26 protein-coding genes and 1 other RNA gene are annotated in these 25,109 nt (G+C 29.8%); 23 read left to right on the top strand and 4 right to left on the bottom strand.

Translation table 11 applies throughout. The annotated features are described in order from the left end of the window. The first annotated feature begins 87 nt into the window (after positions 1-87). The 6 genes from ACK2WN_RS06340 (at position 88) to ACK2WN_RS06315 (ending at position 4,752) form a co-directional block, all read left to right on the top strand. Positions 88-957, top strand: coding sequence for an ABC transporter ATP-binding protein (locus ACK2WN_RS06340; RefSeq protein WP_416155124.1), 870 nt, complete (start codon positions 88-90; stop codon positions 955-957). Then, complete coding sequence (locus ACK2WN_RS06335) at positions 950-1,666, top strand: ABC-2 transporter permease (RefSeq protein WP_300529207.1); 717 nt, start codon at positions 950-952, stop codon at positions 1,664-1,666. Before ACK2WN_RS06340 ends, ACK2WN_RS06335 begins: the two co-directional genes overlap by 8 nt. Before the next feature lie 125 nt (positions 1,667-1,791). Then, the gene (locus ACK2WN_RS06330) at positions 1,792-2,247 is read left to right on the top strand and encodes a hypothetical protein (protein ID WP_300529209.1); all 456 of its coding nucleotides are present in this window, start codon (positions 1,792-1,794) and stop codon (positions 2,245-2,247) included. 54 nt (positions 2,248-2,301) lie between these two features. Continuing rightward, on the top strand, positions 2,302-2,793 hold the full coding sequence (locus tag ACK2WN_RS06325) for a YbaK/EbsC family protein (RefSeq protein WP_300529211.1): 492 nt from the start codon (positions 2,302-2,304) through the stop codon (positions 2,791-2,793). A 38-nt stretch (positions 2,794-2,831) separates the two neighbouring features. Beyond that, entirely contained in the window at positions 2,832-3,743 is a 912-nt protein-coding gene (locus ACK2WN_RS06320) for an RluA family pseudouridine synthase (RefSeq protein WP_416155123.1), read from the top strand. Between the two features lie 4 nt (positions 3,744-3,747). Next, a complete protein-coding gene (locus tag ACK2WN_RS06315) occupies positions 3,748-4,752 on the top strand; it encodes a nucleoid-associated protein (protein WP_416155122.1) in 1,005 nt (334 codons plus the stop codon). 65 nt (positions 4,753-4,817) lie between these two features. Here ACK2WN_RS06315 and acpP read toward each other — a convergent pair whose 3' ends face one another. Beyond that, positions 4,818-5,045 carry an acyl carrier protein gene (gene acpP / locus ACK2WN_RS06310; RefSeq protein WP_416155121.1) on the bottom strand — a complete coding sequence of 76 codons (228 nt, stop codon included), beginning with the start codon at positions 5,043-5,045 and terminating at the stop codon, positions 4,818-4,820. Positions 5,046-5,356: 311 nt separating this feature from the next. Between acpP and ACK2WN_RS06305 the strand changes: the two genes are divergently transcribed. From ACK2WN_RS06305 to ACK2WN_RS06290, 4 genes are all read left to right on the top strand, one after another. Continuing rightward, positions 5,357-6,367, top strand: coding sequence for a LacI family DNA-binding transcriptional regulator (locus ACK2WN_RS06305; protein WP_300529219.1), 1,011 nt, complete (start codon positions 5,357-5,359; stop codon positions 6,365-6,367). Between the two features lie 61 nt (positions 6,368-6,428). Then, positions 6,429-6,616: non-coding RNA, 6S RNA (gene ssrS / locus ACK2WN_RS06300), on the top strand. 65 nt (positions 6,617-6,681) lie between these two features. Next, on the top strand, positions 6,682-8,106 hold the full coding sequence (locus ACK2WN_RS06295) for a PLP-dependent aminotransferase family protein (RefSeq protein WP_300529221.1): 1,425 nt from the start codon (positions 6,682-6,684) through the stop codon (positions 8,104-8,106). Between the two features lie 110 nt (positions 8,107-8,216). After that, entirely contained in the window at positions 8,217-8,459 is a 243-nt protein-coding gene (locus tag ACK2WN_RS06290; protein ID WP_300529223.1) for a DUF896 domain-containing protein, read from the top strand. 57 nt (positions 8,460-8,516) lie between these two features. Here ACK2WN_RS06290 and ACK2WN_RS06285 read toward each other — a convergent pair whose 3' ends face one another. Continuing rightward, complete coding sequence (locus tag ACK2WN_RS06285; protein WP_416155120.1) at positions 8,517-9,425, bottom strand: selenium metabolism-associated LysR family transcriptional regulator; 909 nt, start codon at positions 9,423-9,425, stop codon at positions 8,517-8,519. A 346-nt stretch (positions 9,426-9,771) separates the two neighbouring features. Here ACK2WN_RS06285 and ACK2WN_RS06280 point away from each other — a divergent pair, with 346 nt between their 5' ends. From ACK2WN_RS06280 to ACK2WN_RS06265, 4 genes are all read left to right on the top strand, one after another. Further along, positions 9,772-11,472 carry an ABC transporter ATP-binding protein gene (locus tag ACK2WN_RS06280; protein ID WP_416155119.1) on the top strand — a complete coding sequence of 567 codons (1,701 nt, stop codon included), beginning with the start codon at positions 9,772-9,774 and terminating at the stop codon, positions 11,470-11,472. 16 nt (positions 11,473-11,488) lie between these two features. Continuing rightward, positions 11,489-12,145, top strand: coding sequence for a TetR/AcrR family transcriptional regulator (locus tag ACK2WN_RS06275; protein ID WP_300529229.1), 657 nt, complete (start codon positions 11,489-11,491; stop codon positions 12,143-12,145). Positions 12,146-12,384: 239 nt separating this feature from the next. After that, positions 12,385-14,451 (top strand): efflux RND transporter permease subunit, encoded by a 2,067-nt coding sequence (locus tag ACK2WN_RS06270; RefSeq protein ID WP_300531768.1) that lies wholly within the window; start codon positions 12,385-12,387, stop codon positions 14,449-14,451. 36 nt (positions 14,452-14,487) lie between these two features. Beyond that, positions 14,488-16,503 (top strand): hypothetical protein, encoded by a 2,016-nt coding sequence (locus tag ACK2WN_RS06265; protein WP_300531770.1) that lies wholly within the window; start codon positions 14,488-14,490, stop codon positions 16,501-16,503. A 712-nt stretch (positions 16,504-17,215) separates the two neighbouring features. On the opposite strand, the gene ACK2WN_RS06260 is transcribed toward ACK2WN_RS06265, so the two are convergent. Both ACK2WN_RS06260 and ACK2WN_RS06255 read right to left on the bottom strand, forming a co-directional pair. Beyond that, positions 17,216-18,388, bottom strand: a complete 1,173-nt coding sequence (locus tag ACK2WN_RS06260) for a tyrosine-type recombinase/integrase (protein ID WP_416155118.1) — start codon at positions 18,386-18,388, stop codon at positions 17,216-17,218. Beyond that, complete coding sequence (locus tag ACK2WN_RS06255; RefSeq protein WP_416155117.1) at positions 18,381-19,238, bottom strand: helix-turn-helix domain-containing protein; 858 nt, start codon at positions 19,236-19,238, stop codon at positions 18,381-18,383. Before ACK2WN_RS06255 ends, ACK2WN_RS06260 begins: the two co-directional genes overlap by 8 nt. Positions 19,239-19,396: 158 nt before the next feature. On the opposite strand from ACK2WN_RS06255, the gene ACK2WN_RS06250 reads away from it, so the two are divergent. From ACK2WN_RS06250 to ACK2WN_RS06210, 9 genes are all read left to right on the top strand, one after another. Continuing rightward, entirely contained in the window at positions 19,397-19,603 is a 207-nt protein-coding gene (locus ACK2WN_RS06250; RefSeq protein WP_416155116.1) for a helix-turn-helix domain-containing protein, read from the top strand. Between the two features lie 4 nt (positions 19,604-19,607). Next, on the top strand, positions 19,608-19,916 hold the full coding sequence (locus tag ACK2WN_RS06245) for a helix-turn-helix transcriptional regulator (protein ID WP_416155115.1): 309 nt from the start codon (positions 19,608-19,610) through the stop codon (positions 19,914-19,916). 14 nt (positions 19,917-19,930) lie between these two features. Continuing rightward, the gene (locus ACK2WN_RS06240) at positions 19,931-20,290 is read left to right on the top strand and encodes a hypothetical protein (RefSeq protein WP_416155114.1); all 360 of its coding nucleotides are present in this window, start codon (positions 19,931-19,933) and stop codon (positions 20,288-20,290) included. A gap of 14 nt (positions 20,291-20,304) precedes the next feature. Further along, a complete protein-coding gene (locus tag ACK2WN_RS06235; RefSeq protein ID WP_416155113.1) occupies positions 20,305-21,237 on the top strand; it encodes a conserved phage C-terminal domain-containing protein in 933 nt (310 codons plus the stop codon). Between the two features lie 153 nt (positions 21,238-21,390). Then, positions 21,391-22,758 (top strand): replicative DNA helicase, encoded by a 1,368-nt coding sequence (locus tag ACK2WN_RS06230; protein ID WP_416155112.1) that lies wholly within the window; start codon positions 21,391-21,393, stop codon positions 22,756-22,758. 257 nt (positions 22,759-23,015) lie between these two features. Continuing rightward, the gene (locus ACK2WN_RS06225; protein ID WP_416155111.1) at positions 23,016-23,324 is read left to right on the top strand and encodes a hypothetical protein; all 309 of its coding nucleotides are present in this window, start codon (positions 23,016-23,018) and stop codon (positions 23,322-23,324) included. Between the two features lie 119 nt (positions 23,325-23,443). Then, positions 23,444-23,842 (top strand): hypothetical protein, encoded by a 399-nt coding sequence (locus tag ACK2WN_RS06220; RefSeq protein ID WP_416155110.1) that lies wholly within the window; start codon positions 23,444-23,446, stop codon positions 23,840-23,842. Between the two features lie 17 nt (positions 23,843-23,859). Continuing rightward, entirely contained in the window at positions 23,860-24,237 is a 378-nt protein-coding gene (locus ACK2WN_RS06215; RefSeq protein WP_416155109.1) for a hypothetical protein, read from the top strand. A 36-nt stretch (positions 24,238-24,273) separates the two neighbouring features. Then, on the top strand, positions 24,274-24,981 hold the full coding sequence (locus ACK2WN_RS06210) for a hypothetical protein (RefSeq protein ID WP_416155108.1): 708 nt from the start codon (positions 24,274-24,276) through the stop codon (positions 24,979-24,981). The last annotated feature ends 128 nt before the right edge of the window (positions 24,982-25,109 follow it).

The following is a 25,109-nucleotide window of genomic DNA, read 5'->3' as shown; positions in this document are numbered from 1 at the left end:
TAAATTTCAATATATATCAATTACGTGATATAATTAAAGAATAACTATGTTAACAACAAAATAAGAATTATTATATGAGGTGATTATTTGTTAAAAATAGAAAACGTTTCAAAAACATTTGAAAATTTTTCACTGAATAATATAAATATAATGCTAGAGCCAGGAAAAATTATGGGAATAATTGGAGATAACGGCTCGGGAAAAACTAGTATTATAAATTTAATAATGGGGCTTTATAAGCCGAGTTCGGGGAAAATAGAATTAAATGGAAATAATGTAGAAAACGATCCAGTTGGATACAAAAATGATATAGGTTTTGTTTATGATAATCTTAGTTTTTATCCTAACCTAAAGCTAAGGGATTATAAAAAAATAATAGCTATGTTCTATAAGAATTTTGATGAGGAAGTGTACGATATGTATTTTAACAACTTCAATCTAGATTCTGAGGAAAAGATAAAAAACTTATCAAAAGGTCAATGTGAAAAAGTAATGATAAGTACTGCTCTTAGCCATCACGCAAAACTGCTTATACTAGACGAACCTATATATGGATTAGAAAAAACTGTAAGAAAGGAACTTATAAGGATTTTTAAAGACTATATAAAAAGGGAAAATGGAAGTGTTATAATCTCTACTCATAACGTGTCTGAATTAGAGGAAATATACGACCAAATTGTATATTTAGAAAAGGGAAATATTCTATTTAACCTTAAAAAGAAGGATATAATAAAAGATTTTAGGGTAATTAGATCTGATTCTGAAACACTATCTCTTATGAAGGATAATATAATAGGAATAGACCACTATAAAAGACATAGTGAAGCACTTGTAAATATAGGAGAAAGTGATGAAATAAGAGCTCTTCTTAGAAGTGCTGATTACCATAAGATAAAAAATCCTGATATAGAAGATTTAATACATTACTACCAGGAAGGCGGTGTATTAAATGTTTAACCTTATAAAAAAAGATCTCATAGTATGTATAAAATCTGAAAGATTCAATGTTATAAAATACATACTTATATTTATTTTAATGTATTTATTTTGCAATGATATATCTTATTATGCAACGCCAGTACTTATAACTTATCTAATAATGATAGGCGTATTTTCAGCTGATTATGAAAATAATTCAGATAAATTTATAAGAAGTATTCCGATAGATTTAGACGATATAGTGTACTCTAGATATCTTATAGGAGTATCTACTTCTATAGTTATAACTATACTTACTCTATTTGTACACGATATACTTTCTATATATATGTTTAGAAGAACTGTATTTTATGATTTTATATTTGCTATGGATATAAATTTAATAGTACTATCCGTAACAATGCCGATGTTCTTTAGACATGGATACGAAAAAATAAAAATAGCAGCCAGTATACTCGCAATAGCTATATTTACAATATTTGGATCATTTTTAAATGCATTATCTGAAAAAATATATATGACTAGCAATCCAGATGCATTGTTATCTATCAATGTATCTAGATATGAAACAATACATGCATTTAATCAAATATTTAGAGGAATTGTTTCAAAAATTAATGTGGACAATATAAATATTGTTACTGTAGGAGTAGCTTGTATTCTTATATTTATAATATCTATGGGAATATCTTTGAAGGCTATGAAGAAAAATAGATATATTAAATAAAAATCAAAGTAAAAGTATAAAAATTAGAATGGGTTGATAATATGAATAAATTTATGAAGGTATCATCTATCATTTTGATTTTTTGCCTTGTGTCTGGCTTTTTAGTAAGGTTTACATATGGAGATATGATAGATAAAAAGGACTATGAAGCCAGAAATGTAAATGAGGTTATAGTAGAGTTTGAGTCTAGAAAAACTGTGCAAGAGGGTACAAAAATAAGATTTAAAATTTACAATAACAGTAAATTTACATATCTTCTTACAAAGGCAAGAATGAAATTTGAAAACAATATAAAAAATGAAAAGGGAGAATATATTAATAGCTCTAAATTATATTTAGCTCTTGATGTTGAAAATAGTCTTAATTCTAATTTAATGTTAGACGGAATAGAGCCAAATGGAGATGGGTATATAGAATTCATTGTTCCAAAAGGGTTACAATTAGATAAAAAATATTTTGCCTTGGATTCTACAAAAATGGAATACGAAGGAAACTTTGCGGAAGAAATTCCAATATTTAATTTTTTTAAAATACCTGTAGAACAGAATAAGGGTGTTTGGAGTATAAAAGCACTTAGCTAATAAGTTTAATATTTAGTTAGTATATACAAACAGAGAAAAAAGGAGTGTTTAGTTATGTCAATTGAAAAAGTAAGAAAATATATGGAGCAGTTTGGAAGAGAAAATGATGTTATGGAGTTTGATGAGTCTAGTGCAACAGTAGAATTAGCAGCAGAAACAGTTGGGATAATTCCAGCTAGAGTAGCTAAAACATTGTCTTTTAGAGGCAAAGATGAAGGAGATGCTATAATAGTTGTTGCAGCTGGAGATACAAAAATAGACAATAAAAAATTTAAACATGAATTCGGATGCAAGGCTAGAATGCTTTCTGCAGAAGAAGCTGTTGAGTTTACAGGGCATATGGTAGGTGGAGTTTGTCCATTTGCTCTAGAAAACGAGAATGTAAAGGTATATTTAGATGAGTCTTTAAAAAGATTTGATACAGTATTTCCAGCAGCGGGAAGTGGAAATTCTGCAATAGAGCTTACTAACGACGAATTAGAAAAATATTCTTCAAACTTTGTAAAATGGGTTGATGTTTGCAAAGGATGGAATGAAGAAAACTAATTAAACACAGTCATAAATTGGAAAGGATAGGTATAAATTTGTTTAAAAAAGAACTACAGAAGTACAATCTAATGTCTTATACGGCAGAGGAAGATGGTGTATTAAAAGAGATTTTACTCGATAAGCTAGGATTTTCTGTGAGATCTATTTCAAAAATGAAAAGAGAGAGAACAGTAAACGTAAATGGAGAATATAGAAAACCGACATTAGATGTTAAAAAAGGAGATTTAATAGAAGTAGAGATAAATGAAGATATGGCAAACTTTGAGCCACAAAATCTCAATATGGGTATAATTTACGATGATTTTGATATTATAATGGTCGATAAACCACCGTATATGGTTGTACACCCGACAAAGAGTCATTTTGACGGAACTGTTGCCAATGGTGTTACAGATTTTATAATAAAAAAAGGCGAAAAGGTAAAGGTAAGATTTGTAAATAGACTGGATATGAATACATCTGGTCTAGTTATAGTTGCAAAAAATGCCTATGCTCACCATGTATTATCTACTGATATGAGTGAAAATTTAGTTGAGAAGAAGTATATAGCAGTTGTAAAAGGTGTTATGAAGGAAGATGAAGGGACTATAGACGCACCTATATATAGACCTACTGATGACTCTATAAAGAGGGTAGTAGATGAAAGAGGACAGAGATCTATTACTCATTATAAGGTTGTTGAAAGACTAGAAGATGCAACTGTTGTAGAATTAAAACTTGAAACAGGAAGAACGCATCAGATAAGAGTGCATTTAGCTCACTTAGGATATGGAATTATTGGAGATGAGCTATATGGATATGTAGACGAAAATCTTATAAAAAGACAGGCACTTCATGCATATAGCTTAAAATTTAAACAGCCTAGAACTAGAGAAGATTTAGAGTTTAAAGCTGAGATACCAGAAGATATGAAAGAACTTATAAAAAAACTAAAAATGGAGGAATAGAACATTGATTATACATAAATTTATTGTGCACGTGCTAGATAAAAATAGTGATGTGCCAATTCTTAATGATTTTGAAGGAAAGGTCAATCAGGAGGTTGAAGGATTTTTCCAGAAGATGATAAAAAGAGTAACAAGAGATGATGATTTAAGAAAGGCTGTTTTTAAAAATTACACAGAAAATACTATCAGAAAATGTTGTGAACAGATTATATACGATGAAAGCACATTTGTAGAGAACTCAAAGGAAATAGCTGCGTATTTATTTGATGTTATGAAGGTAAACAGCGATATGGAATCTTGTGATTTAGCTGTATGCCTTTACACAGTAAAAGAAGAAAAAAATGTAGCAATAATAAAAATAGACTATAAAAAGTTATATACTCATTCTATAGAATTTGTAGATGAAAAATTCAATATCCAGATTGTGTCTAATGAAGTTGGGATACAGGAAACTCAGAGAATTAAACAGGCTGCACTTATAGGTGTAAATGGTATGAATGATGAATATCAGTTTAGAGCTTTAGACAAAGACTCTGAAAAGAGTGGATTACCATCTAAATTTATAGGAGAATTTATAGATGGTGAAAAAATAGATGACGATAAATACAAGACAAAAGTGTTTAAGACGTCTGCAGATAACTGGATAACAAATGCTATGGCAAATGATATTAAACAGGCTGAGGATGCAAGAAGTATTTTAAACTACACATTAAAAGAACAGCAGCAGGTTGATGTAGTTGAATTTGCTGAAAGAGCTATAAAAGATGAGGATTTAAAAGAAGGCTTCAAAGAGCTTATGGAAGAAAAAGGAATAGATGAGTCATTTGCTATAGATAAAAAATGGGTGGAAAAAAAGCTTAAAAAGAGAAATATTAAAACTGACAATGGATTTGAAATAAAGGGAAATTTAACTGATTTTGAGGATCCAATGAAATACAGTATAAAGAAAAATGAAGATGGAACTATAGATATAGTAATCAAGAATGTCAATTTCTTTGAAGAAAAATAATTATATGAAATATAAAATCAATAAAAAAAGAGATGCAAAATTTGCATCTCTTTTAATTTGTTTAATTACTGGTTATCTTCTATGTATCTGCAGATATCTCCTATTGATTTGAAGCTTTCTGCTTCTTCATCAGGAATTTCTATGTCGTATTCGTCTTCAAGAGCCATTATTATTTCAACAGCATCTAATGAATCTGCTTCAAGGTCGTCTATAAGAGATGATTCCATTGTTATATCTTCTAAATTGTCAAGTCCTAACTGTTCTGCTATTATTTCTTTTATTCTTTCAAACATAGTTTTCCTCCTAATAATTTGTTAGTCTTATTTTAATTGTAGTTTAATATATTACAGTACAAATTTCAATACATATTTGATATAATAGATAATATAAATTTGAGCGAACTGATATCAATTAGAAAATTTACTATTAAATATAATTTTTATAGTAATTTTGTCGTATATGTGCTTTAATATATATAGACAAAAAACCTTACCATATTTATTAAAGAAAGAAAAAAATGAAATGATGATATTTGAGTATCAATATCAATGGGGAATATGTTATAAAAAAATAAAAATTTGATAAACTAAAAGGAGGAAAAAACATGAAAAATACAGTTACAATTAAAGACGTAGCAAAAAAAGCGGGCGTATCTATATCTACAGTTTCTAGAGTAATAAATAATTCTAAACCTGTAACAGATGAGATAAAGAAAAAAGTTCTTGATGTTATAGAGGAAACAGGATATGTACCAAATCCGCTAGCTAGAAGCTTAGTAACTAAAAAAAGTCAGTTAATAGGAGTTGTTGTTCCAGAGGTATCTGACTCATTTGTAAATGAAATTCTTAATGGGATAGAAGAAATAGCGAGAATGTACAATTACGATATTCTTCTTTCAAATACTTACTCAGACAAAAATGAGGAAATGAGAAGTATAAACCTTCTAAGAGCTAAACAGATAGAAGGTATGGTAATGATAAGTTGGAATTTAGGTAAGGAGCAGGTAGAATATATAGAAAACTGTGGAATTCCAACAACATATATCAGTAAAACAGCTAGAGATTACGATGTACCTACAGTAAGTGTAAATAATGAAAAAGCAACTTACGACATGACAAACCATCTAATATCACAGGGACATAAAAAAATAGCTTTCGTTATGACTAGTGCAGGGGATACAAGACTAGAAAAAGAAAGATTAGATGGATATAAGAGTGCATTAGCAGAAAATGGAATAGAATTTAATGAAGAATTAGTTAGATATGGTGGTGTAGATTACAATAGTGGATATGAGTCTACTAAAGATATATTAGAAAAAGGAATAGTTCCAGATGCTGTGTTTGTTACAGGAGATGAGGCTGCAGTTGGAGCTATGAATGCTGTATTTGATAAAGGATATAGTGTACCAAATGATATATCTGTAGCAGGATTTAACGATGTAAAAATAGCTAGAATGTACAGACCAAAACTTACAACAGTTCATCAGCCATTATATGATATGGGAGCTGTTGCTATAAGAATGGTTATAAAGATGATAAATGGTGAAGAAATAGAGGAAAAGAAAGTAGAGCTTCCTCACGGAATAGAAGAAAGAGAAAGTGTAATAAAAAAATAAATTTTATGGATTTTAGATTTTCTCTTTAAAAATTTGTACAATTATTATATAATAATGGTAAGAAATCCTGAGACATTCGAGAAGGTTACTTCTAAATTCAACCGACAAATTAAATTCGGGAGATCGAGTTTGATTGTAAGTATGAAATGCCTTGATTTTATCAAGGACTCCAAAAAGCAACTAACAGATCACCCACCTGGGAGTATCTCGGGTATGAATTTACAATACCGACGGTGTTTCGGGACTGATAAAAAGCGCTGCTAGTCAGCGCTTTTTATTGTACAATAAATAAACTTTAAATAGGATGGTATATTATGGAAAAATACTATTTAAATATAGATGATATACAGGGGAGAAAGTACATACGGATATACACTCATATAAAAAATTTGATAATAGAGGGCGAAATAAAAGAGCATGAAAAATTGCCTCCGATTAGAAAATTGTCTGAGTATATAGGTGTAAATAATACTACCATTGTAAAGGTATATGAGCTTTTAGAAAAAGAAGGTTATGTTTACAAAATAGTAGGAAGTGGAACATTTGCATCTGAGATAAAAAAATATAGAGCTAAGGATGATAAAAAGAATAAGAATGTTATTCAGTTTGATAATGGTAATCCGTCAAATGAAATGTTTCCAGTTGAGGATTTTAAAAAGGCAGTCAATTTAGCTCTATCTAAAAATGAAGGTGCTATATTTGAATACGATGAAGGACTTGGAAATGAAGGTTTAAGAGATAGAATTTCCAAGTATTTAATAAAAAATGGAATAAATACTACAAAAGATGATTTACAGGTTATATCAGGAGCTCAGCAGGGGATTGACATTGTATGTAAGGGGATTATAAATTATTCTGATATTGTGTTTGTAGAAGAGCCTACGTACAATGGTGCTATAGAGGTATTCAAGAGTAGGGGAGCAAAGATAATATCAATACCTATGCTAGATGATGGAATTGATATAGGAATATTAAAGCTTAAATTGGATAAAATAAAGCCTAAGCTTATGTATGTTATGCCTAACTTCCAAAATCCAACTGGGATTTCATACTCTAGCTATAAAAAGAAAAAACTACTAGAACTTGCAGAGGAATACGACTTCTATATACTAGAAGATGATTTTATAAGTGATTTTAAATTTGATTCAGAGGATAATAGACCTTTAAAAAGCTACGATGAAAACAACAGAGTAATATATATAAAGAGTTTTTCTAAAATATTTATGCCAGGTCTTAGAATAGGTGTAATAGATATACCACCAGAGCTTATGAAAAATATACTTTGGGCTAAATACTCTTCAGATATATCTACTCCAGGCCTTATACAGAGTTCGCTGCTTTGCTATATGGAGGAGTTTGACTGGGATAAACATATAGAAAAAATGGATAAAATATACGATGAAAAGTATAGAGTGGCAAAAGAATGTATTAAAAAATTCTTTAAAGGAAAAATAAGAGTCAGAAACTGTTCAGGTGGAATAAACTTTTTCTGTGAGCTTCCAAGAGGATGTAAGTCTAGAGAATTTACAGATTTTATATATAAAAAAGGAGTATCTGTATTACCAGGTACGTATTTTTACGACAATGTTATTGACGATAGGTTCTTTAGGATAAATATTGCCAGAGAAAGTATCGAAAATATAAAAAAAGGTATAGAGATAATAGGAAGAAGTGTAGAAGAATTTTTGAAGAATAACGGCGAAAATGAAGCTATAATGGATAACAGGTTATTCTATTAGAATAAACCTTGAGTATATTGAATAAGCGATTGATATAATTGTACAAAAATGATTTAATAGAAGATGTAGTTTTATAATATATAAATTTGAATAGAAAAGGAGAAGATAAAATGATAGATCAGAAATTAATAAATAGAATAAATGAATTAGCAAAGAAAAACAAAGCTGAAGGACTTACTCCAGCAGAAACAAAAGAAAGAGAAAAACTAAGAAAAATATACCTACAGGAATTTAAAAAAGGATTCAAACAGAGATTAGACAGTATAGAAGTAGTATCTCCAGAAGAATTTGAAAAAAGAACTGGAAGAAAACCAGGTAAAAATGGAAGCATATATGAAGTAAAAGATAACTAAAAAAGAAGAGGTGTATAGCCGTCTGGAAACTTTTGGCTATACCCTCTTCTTCTTTTTTTATTTATGGTCTAATCCGAAGTATTCACATAGTTCGTTTAAGAATTTGTTTTCTAGTGGAGTGAATGTTTTATTTTTAGAGTATATGAAATAGAATTTACGAGCAAAGTCTATTCCTTTTATTTTGTAGCTTTTTAGTTTTCCAGAGTTTATGTATTCTTCAGCAGAAATTTGAGATATGAAAGATACACCTAATCCCTGTCTAACCATTTCTTTTATAGACTCATTTGACTCGACGTGAGCTAATATGTTTAACTTAGCTGTAGAGAATCCAGCCTTTTTAAGAGTCTTAAATATTAAATCCCTAGTACCAGAACCTTCTTTTCTCATTATAAAATTGAAGTCGTATAAAGCTGATACGTCTATTTCACCGTTTTCGTTTTCTATTTCTAAATCTGGTGGTGTTATAAGTACTAGATTATCGTCTATAAGATTTACGTATTTTATCTGTGGATTGCTTATCTTAGAACCTACAAAACCGAAACTGATTCTTTCGTCTAGTATTTCTGATATAGCAAACCGTGAGTCATAATGGCTTATACTAAATTTTACATCTGGGTATGTATTAGAAAAGCTCTTCATAAATCCAGGTAAAAGATACGTTTCTGGGATAGAACTGCAGGCTATGTCTATAAGCCCTTCTATTTTACCTGAGTATTCTTTAATATCATAAATTGCTTTTTTACAGTTGTTTAATATATAAATTGCATGTTCATAAAGAATTTTTCCTGATTCTGTAAGAGTTATAGTTTTGTTGCTTCTATTTACCAAAACAGTTTCTAACTCGTTTTCTAGATTTTGAATATGTGCACTAACTGTAGGCTGTGTAAGGAATAGCTCTCTTGACGCTTTAGAGAAGCTCTGGTGCTTTACAACAGCTACAAACACTTCAAGTTGTTTAAGATCCATAATTAAAATAATCCCCTTTCAAATATAAAAAAATTAAATGATAATAAGTAGAATCGATTATAATCCCCAAAAATATTGTAAAAGTAAAAAATAATCTTTAAAAAATTTATTAATATTACAAATACACTTATCTATAGATAAAAAAAATAAAAATAAAATTTTATCTATAATTATAAAATAATTATATCACAAGATTTAGATAAGATGTATATAATTTACAGATAATTTTTTATAAAATAAATTTATGAAAATATACAATGAAATAACGTATATTTTAGAAATAGTATGGAAAATAAATCAAATTTGGTGTAAAATTGGAAAATATGAGAAGTAAGGGAGGAATTATATGTTAAAAGAATTTGTTCAATATTACAAACCGTATAAAAAACTATTTATACTCGATATGATTTGCGCTTTTTCAGCGTCAATGTGCAATCTTTTATATCCAATTATGACGAGAAACATAATGGACGATATCATACCTAATAAAAAAATTGATCTATTATTTATATTTGCAGCTATTCTTATAGTTATATTTATAGCTAAAGCAGGATTCAACTACTTCATGCAGTATTGGGGACATGTTGTAGGGGTTAGAATGCAGGCAGATATGAGAAGTGTTGTTTTTAGACATCTTCAGAAATTACCTAATAAATATTTCGACGAAAATAAATCTGGTGTTACAATGTCTAGAATAGTAAACGACCTTATGGACATAACAGAACTTGCACACCATGGACCAGAGGATTTATTTATATCGCTGGTAACAATCCTAGGTTCATTTGTAATTTTAATGGGAATAGACATTCCATTAACGCTTATAATATTTGCAGTACTTCCATTTGCGGTTTGGTTTGTTGCACGCAAAAAGGACAAAATGGGTAATGCTTTTATGAAAGCTAGAGTAAAAGTAGGGGAGGTAAATGCTACCCTAGAAAACAGTATAGCTGGTATGAAAGTTACAAAATCATTCTGTACAGAAGATGAAGAACTTGAAAAATTTGACAAAATAAACAATATATTCAAGGATGCTAGAGAAGAGTCATATAAAGCTATGGCTGAATATTTCTCTGGAATGAACTTCTTTATGGATTTACTAGAATGGATAGCTATGATACTAGGTGGATACTACACTTATGTAGGTAGAATAACTATTGGAGATTTTGCAGCATATATTTTATATGTAAAAATGTTCATAGAGCCTATGAAAAAGCTTGTAAACTTTACAGAACAGTACCAGAATGGTATGACAGGATTTAAACGTTTCAAAGAAATAATGGATGAAGAAATTCAGGAAGAAGCTAAAAATCCTAAAGAGCTTAAAAATGTAAAAGGAAATATAGAAATAGAAAATGCTTCATTTACATATGAAGATGAAAATGAAGTAATAAGTGATTTAAGTCTATCTATTGAAGCAGGAAAGACAATAGCTTTAGTTGGTCCATCAGGTGGAGGAAAAACTACGCTTTGTAGCTTAATACCTAGATTCTATGAATTGGATTCAGGGGATATAAAAATAGATGGAAATAGTATAAAAGATGTAAGTCTAAGATCACTTAGAAAAAATATAGGAGTTGTTCAGCAGGATGTGTTCTTATTTACAGGAACAATCAGAGACAATATAATTTGCGGAAATCCAGAAGCTACAGAAGAAGAAATGATAGAAGCAGCTAAAAAAGCTAGAATACACGACTTTGTAATGACTTTACCTGAAAAATACGATACGTATATAGGTGAAAGAGGTGTTAAATTATCTGGTGGACAGAAACAGAGAATATCTATATCTAGAATATTCTTAAAGAATCCACCAATTATAATACTTGATGAGGCTACTTCAGCTCTTGATAATGTTACAGAAAGAGAGATACAGGCATCTCTTGAAGAATTAAGTAAAGATAGAACAAATATAGTAGTAGCTCACAGACTTTCTACAATAAAAAATGCAGATGAGATAATAGTAATAACAAATGGAAAGATTTCTGAAAGAGGAACACATGATGAACTTATAAAAGCTGGAGGAATATACGCTACTCTTCACAGCAAATAAATTGGAGGAAAGTAAAATGAAGGATTCAGAAGTTAATCAGCTAAAAGATCACATAATAAAAACTGCATCAGGACTTTTTATCAAATATGGATACGGTAAGACTACGATAAGACAGATTGCGGAATCTTCAGGTCTTGGAAGGGGACATTTGTACTACTACTTCAAGAAAAAAGAAGATATATTACTGTATTTATACAAAGAATTACTAGAAAAAATCTATGGAACGATAGCAGAGAAAAAGATAAAAGAAAATGATATAGTGGCGAACTATATAATAAGTCAGTATATATATACTCACGCTATAGCTACTTCAGAAAAAGTGTTTAGATTGTATATCGAAGCTTCAAATGTTAGATCTATAAGACAAGAATATATAAATATATTATTAGGTTTATTTAAAGAAAAATTAGTGGAGAGCAACTACGATTTCAATGATAAAGATTTATATATGAGTATTGCGATGGGATGCGCTGGAGAGTGTGAACTATTAAATCAGTACTATGAAGGAGTACTGAATGTAGATTTGGACGATATTATAATAAATGTCGTTAAAACAAGATTTGCTCTTTTAAATGTAGATGAACAGATAGATATAGATAAGATAATACAAGAAGCAAAAGAATTTAAGGATGATATGAATCTTGAAGAAGTGGTGAATATTGTAGTGGAATAGAGTGATTTAATATAATTAAAAAAATTTAATATTTAAAATTGAACATAATGACTAAAATACTACCAAATTATCGTATTGATTACGATGTTTGGTAGTATTTTTTTTACAAATTCATAAAAACTTCATTTTTACAAAGTTATAAAAACGTTGACTTTTTATTAGGCGCGCCCTATAATAAACTTATAAAAATTAGGTATGCCCCAAAAGGTGCTCGAAATATTGGAAGGAGAAGGAGAAAAATGAAAAAGATTGCTGACAAGATAGCAAAACACAGTAAAATCATTCTTTTGATAGCATTTTTACTTTTGATACCGTCAGTTATGGGATATATCAAAACAGATATAAACTACGATATACTTAGTTATCTACCAGAAGATGTATCTACTATGAAAGCAGAAAAAATAATGAAAGAAGATTTTAACTGCGGATCTTTAGCTATGTTGGAAATTGAAAATATGCCAGATAAGGATGTAGCTAAGATAAAGGAAAAAGTTGAAAAGGTAGAGGGTGTAGAAGAGGTAATTTGGAAAGATAGTTTTATAGATTTAGCATTTCCAAATGAAATGATACCTAAGGATATGAGGGATATGCTTTATTCTGGAGACGCAACTATGATGATAGTTAAGTTAAAGGAAGGTACAGCAGACGAGCTTACCATGAAAGCTGTAGATACTATTAGAGGTATTGCAGGTAGACAGGCATTTTTAAGTGGAATGTCAGGAATTATAAAAGATACAAAAGATTTATCAGATAAAGAAATGCCACTTTATGTTGTAGCTGCTGGAATACTTACTATGATAGTTTTACTTTTGACTATGGAATATACAGCAATTCCATTTGTATTCCTTACAAATATTGCAATAGCGATAATTTATAACTTTGGAACTAATATAATTTTTGGAGAAATATCATATATAACAAAAGCATTGTGTGCAATATTGCAGCTAGGGGTTACAATGGACTACTCAATATTCTTACTTCACAGATATGATGAAGAGCTATTGAATACTGATGATAGGCAAGAGGCTATGGCAAATGCAATAACAAATACATTTACATCTATATCAGGAAGTTCACTTACTACAGTTGCAGGGTTTGTAGCATTATGTGCAATGGACTTAGCACTAGGTAAAGATATAGGTATAGTAATGGCAAAAGGGGTTGTACTTGGAGTTTTAACTACTGTTACAGTACTTCCAGCTTTAATACTTACATTTGACAAGGTTATACACAACCATAGACATAAAACAATTCTTACAAGTTTTGAAAAAACTTCAAACTTTGTAATTAAAAATTATAAAAAACTTACAGTTTTATTCTTAGTTTTATTAATACCAGCGATATATGGAAATAATAATGCTAAAGTATACTACAACTTAGATGAAACACTACCTGATGATTTGCCATCAATAGTTGCTACAAATAAAATGAAGAAAGACTTTGATATGAATAGTACAGATATGATATTTGTAAAAGATAGTTTAGATTCATATAAAGTAGACCAGATGGTAAGTGAGATAGAAAAAGTAGATGGTGTTAACTCAGTAGTAGCACTTGAAAAAGTAGTTGGTTCTGGATTTGTTCAGGATATAATTCCAGATAGTATGTTATCAGAGGTGAAAGCTGGTGGATACGAGCAGATAATGATCAACTCAAAATATAGAGCAGCATCTAAGGAATGTGGTACTCAGATTAGAGAATTAAATAATATAGTTAAAAAATATGATCCAGATGGACTTATCGGTGGTGAAGCACCTCTAACAGAGGACTTAATAAGAATTGCCGATACAGATTTTAAAAAGGTAAGTGCGGTTTCTATAATAGCAATATTTGCGATAATAGCATTTGTATTTAAGTCTGCATCAATACCAGTTTTACTAGTTGTAGCTATAGAAGGTGCAATATTTGCAAACTTAGGTATTCCATATTATACAGGAACAGTTCTTCCATTTATAGCATCTATAGTACTTGGAACAATACAGTTAGGAGCTACAGTTGACTACGCTATACTTCTTACTTCTAGGTTTAAAGAAGAGCTTGCAAATGGATACGATAAATACGAAGCTATGAAAATAGCAATACAGAAATGTGGACGCTCAATAGTAACAAGTGGATTCTCATTCTTCAGTTCTACAATAGGTGTTGGAATAATATCTAAACTAGAAATGATAAGTTCACTTTGTTCATTGATGGCTAGAGGAGCAATAATAAGTATGTTTGTAATACTATTTATGCTACCAGGATTATTATTAATAAGTGAAAAATTAATAGAAAAAACATCAAAAGATTTCATTCCTAAAAATTAGAAGTGAAACGTTGGATTAATTGAGGAGGAATTTAAGATGAAAAAAGAAACTAAAAATAAATCAATAGCATCAGTTTGTACATTAGCTATATTAGCAGCATCAGCATCTCCAGTACTTGCTGAAAGTAGTTATATAAAAAAGGATGAAACAGTATATACAATACTTAAAAAAGACGGTACTGTAGAAAAAAATATAGTATCAGAATGGTTAAGTGGAGATGGATCACTAGATAAGATAAATGACCAGAGTATTTTAAAAGATATAAAAAATGTTAAAGGTGATGAAAAACCAACAATAAACGGAGAAAAAGTAACTTGGGATACAACTAAAGAAGATTTATACTATCAGGGAAAAACAGATAAACAGCTTCCAATAACTACTGATATAGAATATGAATTAAATGGAAGAAGTGTAACTGCAGATGAAATAAAAGGTCAGTCTGGTAAGGTTAAAATAACTATAAGATTAAAAAATAATGAAGCTAGAAATGTAAAAATAGCTGGAGAAAATAGAACAGTTTATGTACCATTTATAACAGCTACAGAAATATTAATGCCTAGAGAAAACTTTAAAAATATAAAAACAAGCTCTGGAAAAACTGTAGATGATGGAAAAACTTCTTCAATAACAGCAGTATCATCTCCAGGTCTTGAAGCTTCATTAGATATGGGTGGAGATTATAGCGATATATTCGATAAGATAAGTTCAACAATAACTATAGAAGCTGATGCAAATGATTTTAAAGTGCCAGAAATAATGATAGCAGCTACATCAGATATGTCTAGCTTAGAAGATATAGATACTAATAGTGATTTAGGTGATATAACTTCTATGATAGATAAATTAAAAGATGCAGGAAAAGAATTATTAAACGGAACTGAACAGCTTTACAATGGTACTACAGAATTAGCTACAAATTATGAAAAATTTGATGCAGGAACACAGACTTTAAGTGGAGGAATACAGACACTTACAAATGGTGTAGGTTTAATAGGTAGAAATGTTCCAATGCTTAATCAGGGTGCACAGAAACTTATGAATGGTATAGAACGGCTTAGTGCAGGTCAGGATAAGTTTACAACAGGTGTTTCAATGTATGTAGAAAATACAGGAAATCTTTATAATGCATATTCTGATATAGATAACGGAATAAAAAATGCAGCATCAGGTGCAGAACAGCTATCAAGCGCACTATCAAATGCTGGCTCATCAGGTGGAGGTCTATCAGAATTAAGTGGATCTATATCTAAAAATAAGGAATTAGCATCTGGAATGGAATCAGCTGCAAATACTATACTAGGTGATGAAAATGCAAGTGAAGGATCAAAGGCAGCAGCAAAGAAAATAATAGAACTTAGCCAGGCATCTCAAAGTATATCTTCTAAACAGGAATCTGCTATAGGTGGTGCAGAAAGTTCGATATCAAATGCACAGAGTGGACTAGCTCAGGCAGCTGGTGCAGCAAAACAGTTATCTGCAGGATTATCACAGCTTAGTGCAGGATCAAGTCAGTATAGTTCAAAATTTGCACAGTTAGTAGATGCAGGAAAAACTCTTGAAGAAAATTCAGGAAAATTAGATGGTTCAACAGATAAACTTTATGAAGGAAGTCAGCAGCTTTACAACGGAACTACTCAGTTACAGGACGGAACTACTAAATTAGTATCAGGTGGAGAAGAACTTAGAAAAGGTTCAGATAAATTAGCAACAAGCTCTAAACAGATATTAGCAGGAACTAAAAAATTACAGGGTGGTTCAAAACAGCTTTATGATGGTGTTAAAAAGGCAAATAGTGAAGTAACTTCAGAAGTATCTTCTAAAACAGGTAAAATAGACGATATAGAAAGATTAGTAGACACTAAAGATGTATTATTAGACCTAGCAAATGACTACGACAACTATGCTGGTATAGGTGAAGATATGAATGGTGATGTTAAATTCATAATGAAAGTCAACACTGATGACGAAAGTGATAATGGAACAAAAGAAAAAGTAGTTAAAGAAGAAGCTACAGGTATAAAAGGTATAATACAGAGATTAATGAAAAAATAAAACTTGAAAATAATGATGGGTTGGTGTAATATATGCATTAGCCCATCTTTTTTATGCGAGTAAGTAAAAAAAGTGAAAAATTCACATTAGTTTTACATTACATTGATAATAAATTCATATTGAATGTGTATTATTAAAGCATAGAAAGATTAGCTTTTTCTTAAGAACATAATATAATTACCCTATTTGATTCGGTGGCAGTTCTCCCTCACATCCTCAAATTTTCTGCCGCCGAGTAAAAGAATCCCGAAAGGGATTTTTTTATTTTTTGGAAAAAGAGGTTTTAATTTATTTGAATATTGATATTTAAAAGTTATTAATTTGAATTTAAGAGAATTATTTAAAGTTATGAATTAAGAGTTATAAGGGGCTTTTTAGAGTGGTGACAATCGCTCTTTTTTTATGTGGATTTTTAGAACTGATTTGTTAGAGTATATTTTATAAAAAAAAGAGATACAATTGCATTACAAACCACAAAAAATAGAAAAACACCAACGTGAAAGTCAGTGTTTTCAGTGTGTTTAAAAGATATATAATTTTATGGTACCGCTGACGGGAATTGAAACACGCATATTTCAAAAAAATAACGTTTTTAAATATCTAGTATTTTCAACGTTTCTAACACTTATTTTTTATTATCTCACATTATTTTTAAATAACTTTTCAAAATAATTCCCCTACAATTCCCCTACAAAACCATTTTTCACATACTTTAAAAAATATCGTCAATCTTTTCTATTGCTTCAATCTTTTTATTTTCCATAACTTGAGTGTAAATATCCAATGTGATACTTATTTCAGAATGTCCAAGCAACATTTGTACTGTTTTCGGTGGTACTTCTTTTTCAAATAATCTAGTTGCGTATGTTTTGCGCAGTCCATGGAATTTTATTTTTTCATCTTCGGGAATACCCATTTTTTTTTGAATACTATAAAACATTCTAGTTGGTCGCTTTACGTCAAGAGCTTTTCCGTATTTATCACAGATTACAAAATCATTATCAATATATCTTTCCTGGAAAGCTAGTTTATACTGTTCTTGTTTCTGTTTATGTTCCTGGAGCTTATCCAATACTTTTGAAGGTATGGGGACAGTACGAAAGCTATTAATTGTTTTCGGCTCTTGTTCTATCTTTTCAAGCCTTTTTGTTTCTTCATCTTCAAAAATATAGGCTTGTTGTATATTGCTATCAACGTTAATAGTTTTATTTTCAAAATCTATATCCGACCATCTAAGGGCTAGGAGCTCACCACGTCGCAACCCTGTACCAAGAGCCAACAAAAATAATATCTCAAACTCATGACCTTTGATAATTTCTAAAAATTTTTCTTGTTGTTCAATGGTAAAAACTTCAATTTTCTTTTCTTTTATTTTCTCTTTTGGAAGGTTTACAAGCTGACAATAATTTTTCTCTATGTATCCATTTTTTTCGGCGTCAATCATGCTACTTTTTAATTTCTCGTTGATAGTTTTAATTATACTAGGGCTTTTCCCATTGTCTGAAAGTCTGTTATAATATGCTTGTAGATTATTCAATTTAAACTTATATAACGGGATATTAGCGATTTCAGAGCCTTTGATGTAGTTTCTATATATACACTCGTAACGTTCAAAGGTTTTAGGTTTAATCTCTCTTTTTTTTATGTTCCAAAGCCAGTAATTAAACCAGGTAGCGACAGTATATTCATTGATAGCAGCTTTATTAATAGGGTTTAGGAGCTTATATGTTTCCATTTTCTCTTTGACTTCTTTTTTAGTCTTACCATAGAATTTTTTTATCTTCTTTTTTCCGTTTGTATCAACTCCGATATATAATTCACCACAATAGCAATTACGGGGCTTGTAGTGGTATATAGAGCCTTCACCGTTGGCACGTTTACTCATCAGAGCCACCCTCTTTATTTTGTTTAAATGTGTTATTTTCTAAAAAAGTTATATATTTATAATAAAGTTCGTCTATTTCTTTGAAAAGTTCCTTTGTTTCTTCATTTACATCTTTTGAATTAAGTATATTTTTTGACTCAGTATATCTCTGTTCTAAACTTGATTTAATTGTTTCTATGCTAAAAACTTTTAAACTCATATCTATTATTTCAAAATCACTTTCCATACAATCTTTTATACGTTTTAGCTTGTAATTGTTAGCCTCTATAAATTCGCCTTTAGCCTCTAAAAAGTTTATTTTTTCTTCTTTAAAAACTGTATCATCACAACTTAACAAATAATCAAGTTTTGAAAATTTAACTAAGTTTTCTGATAAAGAAATTAAGTTAAAAATATATTGTTCTAATAATTCAAACGGGCAAGTTTTAACTTTTCCATTTTCAAAATCAACAAATATTATTTTTTCTTGTGCCTTGAAATATAGTGGGGTAAAGTTAGTTGTTACTTTTATTATATTTAGAATACTTTTCGTTATTTCTTCAAAATCGTTATCAGTTCTATTTTTCTTAATAGTTTTTTTTATGTATTCTTCTAAATTTTCTTGCATTTCTTCAACTGTTCCGCCAAATTCTTTATCATTAAAATTAATTTTTTTGTCGGGATTTGCCAAAAGTAACAATTCCGGAACTTTTAAAACTTTTGAAAGTATTTCTATATTTTCTTTTGTTGGTTCGGCTTTTCCACTTTCATAGTTTGAAATTGTAACACGTGAAAGATTACATTTATCCGCAAGTTGTTGTTGTGTCAATTGTAATTTTTTTCTTTGCCTTTTTAATAGTTCAATGTTCATATTTTCACCACCTTATAAGATTATTATAATCGCTTTTTGCAAAATGTACATTAATTATTTATATTGTCGCTTGACTTTTTAGACGATACTTATTAATATAATAAATATAAAGCGTGTAAAGTTTTACACTTTACAAAAAAGAAGGAAGGTGAAAAAATATGACAAGTGGAATGACTTTGAAAGTTGAAAGAATAAAACACAACTTAACACAGAAACAACTAAAAGAATTATCAGGTGTTTCAATGGTAACTATTGGGAAAATAGAGAGGGGCGACGTTGAAAAGGTTACTTTAGTTACATACAAGAAACTAGCGAAGGCGCTAGATATACCAGTAGAAGAATTAATCAAAGAAGAGGAGGTATAAAACAATGACAAAAGAAAATGACCTATTACAGAGCATAGACGGAGCTTTTCAGACTTACAAAGAGGCTGAACAAAAGGAGCTTGACGAACAAAGAAAATATCAAGTTGTTTCAAGTCCTACACTAGACCGTGACAAGTTATTGACTTGTAAAGAAGTTTCAAGAATATGCCCACTATCAGAGCCAAAACTTAGAAAACTATGTAAAAACTCAAAAGAAAACGGGTTCCCTTGTTTCTTTAGTGGGAACAGAGCTTATATATTCATTGATGAGTTATACAAGTGGTTAGTTGCACATAGTGGAGAAAGATTTTAAAGGGGGTGGAGCTGATGAGTAAGCGCAAAAGTGAGAGTAAAAAAAGAAGATACAAAAGAGCTGCTATTATAGAAAAACATAAAAAAAGAGCCCTTGAAACATTAGAGGTATATTGTGAAGAATACAATCTACCAAAGGGAGAATTTGAGATTTTAGAAAAAAATATGTTTATTAGCTTGTACCAGGATATATATCCAACATTTACCATAGAAAATAAATTAAATGGAGATTTATTTTTATGTATAAGCACAATAACAGATAGTCCAAAAGCTTTTGAATGGTTAGAGATTATAAAAGTTAAACATATTTCGCTAGGTAGTAGAGACCCCGACGAATACCCCATTAATGGCTTAGAATGGCACTCATTCATTTAAAAGGTGGTGAGGCTATGGAAGAAGAAAAAAATCAAGGCTTTACCGTGATATTGAATAATATTTTTAAATTAAAAATAAAACCTATTTCAAAACTTGTTTATATTGCTTTAATTAAATACAACAATAAAGAAAAAGGATATAGTTATCCAAGTCAAAAAATGTTAATGGAAGATTGCAACATAACGAATAAAACGACGCTCATAAAAGCAATAAACGAATTAGAAGAAAAAGGGATTATAAAAAAAGAATGTATCAAAGGAAAAGGTAATAAATATTACTTAACCAGTTACGAAAGTGTAACCAGTTACGAAAGTGTAACCAGTTACGAAAGTGTAACCAGTTACGAAAGTGTAACACCACTAGTTACGAATGTGCAACACCACCAGTTACGAAAGTGTAACACAACAAATACTAATACAATAACTAATACAATAACTAATAATAATATGTCAGACTCTAAAGAGTCAGACCATAGCCCTGGAGCTTTTAAGAGTGATAATAATAATTCAAATAAAACTAATGAAAATACAATCACTACTAAAAGCAAGGGAGAAAAAGAGAAAGAAAAAAATTCCGCTAAAAAGAAAGAGAAAGAGCAGCAGATAAAAGAAGTAGTGGAATACCTAAATATAAAAGCTAATAGAAACTATAGACCAGGAACAACCAAGACTAAAAGCCTAATAAGTGCAAGATTAAAAGATTATACAGTTGAGGATCTAAAAGCCGTTATTGATTTCAAAGTTGGTGAATGGTTAGAGAATGAGAAAATGAATAAGTACCTTAGACCCGAAACACTATTCAACGAAACTAAGTTTGAAAATTATATTAACGAGCTACCAAGCCAGGCAACAAAAAAATCTAGTCAAAGTTATTTAGAAGACAATGACGTTGAATTATCACTAGATGATATTATAAAAATAAATCTAGGGAAAACAAATAAAGAATAGATAGTGAAAATATTTAAAATTTGATACCTAGAATATGAATTATATACCTTCAATGATAATTTACATTACTAACAAATAAAAAAGCCTTAAAATCGATTTAAACGGCTTTAGGGCTTTTAATAAAATCATGCTGCAAGGAAGGAGAATATAAAAATGGATAATTTAAAAAATGATAGCCGACTAAAAAATAAAACGGCTGAACAAGATGTTATCGGGCTAATGTTATTAGAACCCGAAGTTCAAACGGCGCTTGATACAATGCCAATATCACTATTTACAGATACAGAAAAAACTATAGTACAAGGCTTTAAAGAAGTACACGGAAAAATTGAAAATATAACACTTGTAGAGCTAATGGAAGAACTGAAAAAGCCTTCATACGACCTTGATATAACTACACTTACAGAATTAACTAAATTTGTTAGTGAGTGCACTATAACAAAATATCACTTGAATAAAACACTAAAAGTATTATCTAATTTACGGAAAAAAAGGGAGTTTGTAGAATATGCAATTGAAAGCATTGAAAAGCTTTTAAAAGGGGCAGAACTAGAGAGCCAAACAATAGAACTAACAAACAAGCTAGAAAGGTTTATACAATGCAAAAATGACAGTATAAACGGTGTTAATAGCCTTGTTCAAAAGTCTATGAATAGATTAGAAAATACTGATATTCAAACAAAATTCGGTTATAGTCTACTTGATAAAAATATCGGTGGTGTAAAGCCTGGAGATTATACAATAATCGGCGCTAAGTCGGGAGTAGGTAAAACAACATTAGCCCTAAATATAGCCTTGAATGTACTAGAGCAAGGAAAGAAAGTATTAATAATATCAAGGGAAATGACCGACGTTGACGTATTCGACAGATTCGCAACAATGGTATCAAAAATACCGTCAATGAAATTTAGAAACAAAGATTTTACGGCTGATGATTGGAAAAAGTTTGTAAATGCTAGTGGATACCTGGGAGAGTATGAAGGGAAATTATTAATAGATAATGACAGTACTAAAATATCAGATATTATCAAGCTAGTTAGAAGGTATAAGCCCGATTTAGTAGTAATTGACTACTTACAGTTATTGAGTGCTGAGGACGGCTCAAAGCTTGAAAATGCCGAAAGAATAATCGCCAATATATCAAGAAACATACGCACTATGACACTAAAATATAATTGCCACGTTATGGCGCTTGTACAGTTAAATAATAGTTTTAAAGGTATGCCACACGGCGAAAATGTAATCAGACAGTCGGCGACAGTATACCAGGACGCAACGGCGGTTATATATTTGCATGATCTAGAAGATAAAGAAGAATTAAAATTTGTTTATAGTAGTGTTGGTGGTATAGGAGATACAGAGGCAGAAAACATAATAAAAAATAATAAAAGTAAAAAATCAATGAGTGTATATGCGTTTAAATTAGATAAAAACAGAAACGGGGCAACTGGTATAGAGCCGATAACTTTTATACGTCCTAATTTCAAAATGTATGACAATGACGGACTAAAAAATATATAAAAATATGTAGTGTTAAAAAATCAATGAGAATATATAAAAAAATTACACTACAGAATATTGAATGTGTAGTGTCAAAAAATAGTGATTGAAGTTGAAAAAATTACACTACAAAATATTATTCCTGGAGAATAAGAGCCAGGATATAAAACCACAAAAGGGGCTTTACTTCATAGCCTTATAAGTATTGGAAATAGTCAATCATAGAAAGTAAATATAAAAGTTGGGGCTTTAGTTAGACCACAAAAAGGGGTGATACGTTGAGAAAAAAGAGCATAGAAAGAAAAGCGAAAATAATAATACCCGAGCTTATAAAATGGGCTAATAGTGGCGCTGATGTGGTAGTAGATAGGTTTGTTAGTTGCAAGCTGCTAAATAGTTTTAATCTAATAATGCCAGTTATAAACGGGGCTTTTGAGTTTGAGATATTAGGAGAAAATGGGGAAAGTATAGCCCTAAACTTTGAAGATATGAAGAAACTAGAATTAAAAGAGAATGTATGTTGTATAAATCTCAAGGATAATAAAAGAGCCTGGATATATATTTATAAAATGCCTATAGGAGCATAAAAAAAGAGCCAGGAAAAACCCGACTCAATTATAAAAAATTGGGTGTAATATACCCCAAAAAAGCCAACTAAAAGTATATTACACCCTACAAATAAAATCAAGAATGTAGAGGTGCAAAAATGGAGTTATTTAATCAAGATGATATTAAAAATTTAATAATGGAAATATATTACTATATGGGAGATAACGGAAAATTACCCGACTTTTTAAGTTTTGAAAGTTTTTTAAAAGCTGAAAGAGAGATAGAAGAAAGCGAAAGAGCTATAAACGATTTATGTTTGTTATATTCTCAAAAGGTGGAAATTACAGAGAAAAACAAAGATAATTTCAAATGCCAGGAAAGATATAACTATATGATCAGTGAATACAAATATCTAACAAAAAACTTTGAAAAGCTAAAAAGCAGCTTAAAAGAATTAAAAGTATTACTAAGTGATTCAGTACTAGACGCAAGCGAAGAAAGTTTCAAATATGGATTTTTAGCACATAAAGAATTAAATAAATCACTAAATATATAATTAAGAGGTGGCAGAAAATGAACGAAAATAATATATTAGAACTATTTTATAAAATGATAGACGAAAACAAATTTGATGATATAGATAAGTTTGAAACAGTTGAAAAGGCACATAGTTTTTTAGATATGTTATTTAAAAGATATAAAAGGATATTTAACAACAAAGAACTATATTACAATAAATTTGTTAAAGATAGTGGAGATATAGAAACTATTCAAGATTATGAAATGGAATTATCAAACCTAAAAAGCCAATGGCAACAAGTAGATAAATTAAGAGGATTAATTGACGGGGCTTTTTTCGATATACAAGAATATTACTTCATGCAAGGCTATAAAGCTAATTCAGAGCTACGGGAACAGTTAAAAAGATTACTAGATAATAAAAGTATGTAAAAAATATTACAAGATAGTTGAAAAGGTGGTTATATATTGACCGCCTTTTTTATCAAAATAAATGTAGTGTTATTTTTCCTTCATTATATATACAAAAAATTACACTACAAAAAAGGAGCTGAAAATATAATATTTTGTAGAATAAAAGATAGTAAAGACCCGAAGAAATGGTGGTATACAATTTATCTATGTGATAGAAAAAGAGAAAATGGAAAAATAAAATCAAAGGATATTAAAGTAACTGGATATAATTATATTTCATTGTTTGAAAATGACGAAGAAAAAACGGGATATAAAGAAGAGCTACCACGGTTATTTTTAAATTTTTTAAAACAAGATTTAAAAATAAAAGGATATGAACAATATTTTGATATGGTAGTAGAAAAATTGAAAGAGTTCAAAAAGAAATTAATACCTATCTATCAACAAAGGTGTGAAGAATTTGAAAAAGAAGAAAACAAAAGAAAAATTCAAGAACGGAGAGAATACGAAAAATTTAAAAAGAGATTTCAAAAGTTGTTTAATGAAGATATACAAAGTTATATTGAATATGGATATAATAGCGGAGTAAATGCGAGAGATAACGAAGGATCTAAAAACGATATTGATAATTTATCAGACCAGGAAAGAAAATTATTAAAACAAGCATTTAAATTATTATCAAATAAACACCACCCCGACAAGGGCGGAGATACCGACACAATGGCAACAATTAACAACTTAAAAGAAAAGATATTGAAATAGTATTAGGGCGGTTTATACCCAATGTCATTAAGTTAGCATTGTTAATGAGGTTATCTAAAAGAAAAATAGCAGGAAAGATTTTTGCTTTCCTGCTATTTTTATATTTTAAACACACAAATAAGACAGAT

Source organism: Peptacetobacter sp. AB800, from assembly GCF_047807365.1.
Lineage (GTDB): Bacteria > Bacillota > Clostridia > Peptostreptococcales > Peptostreptococcaceae > Peptacetobacter.
The sequence above is the reverse complement of the archived record's forward strand: the minus strand, read 5'-3'. Positions and strand labels throughout refer to the sequence as shown.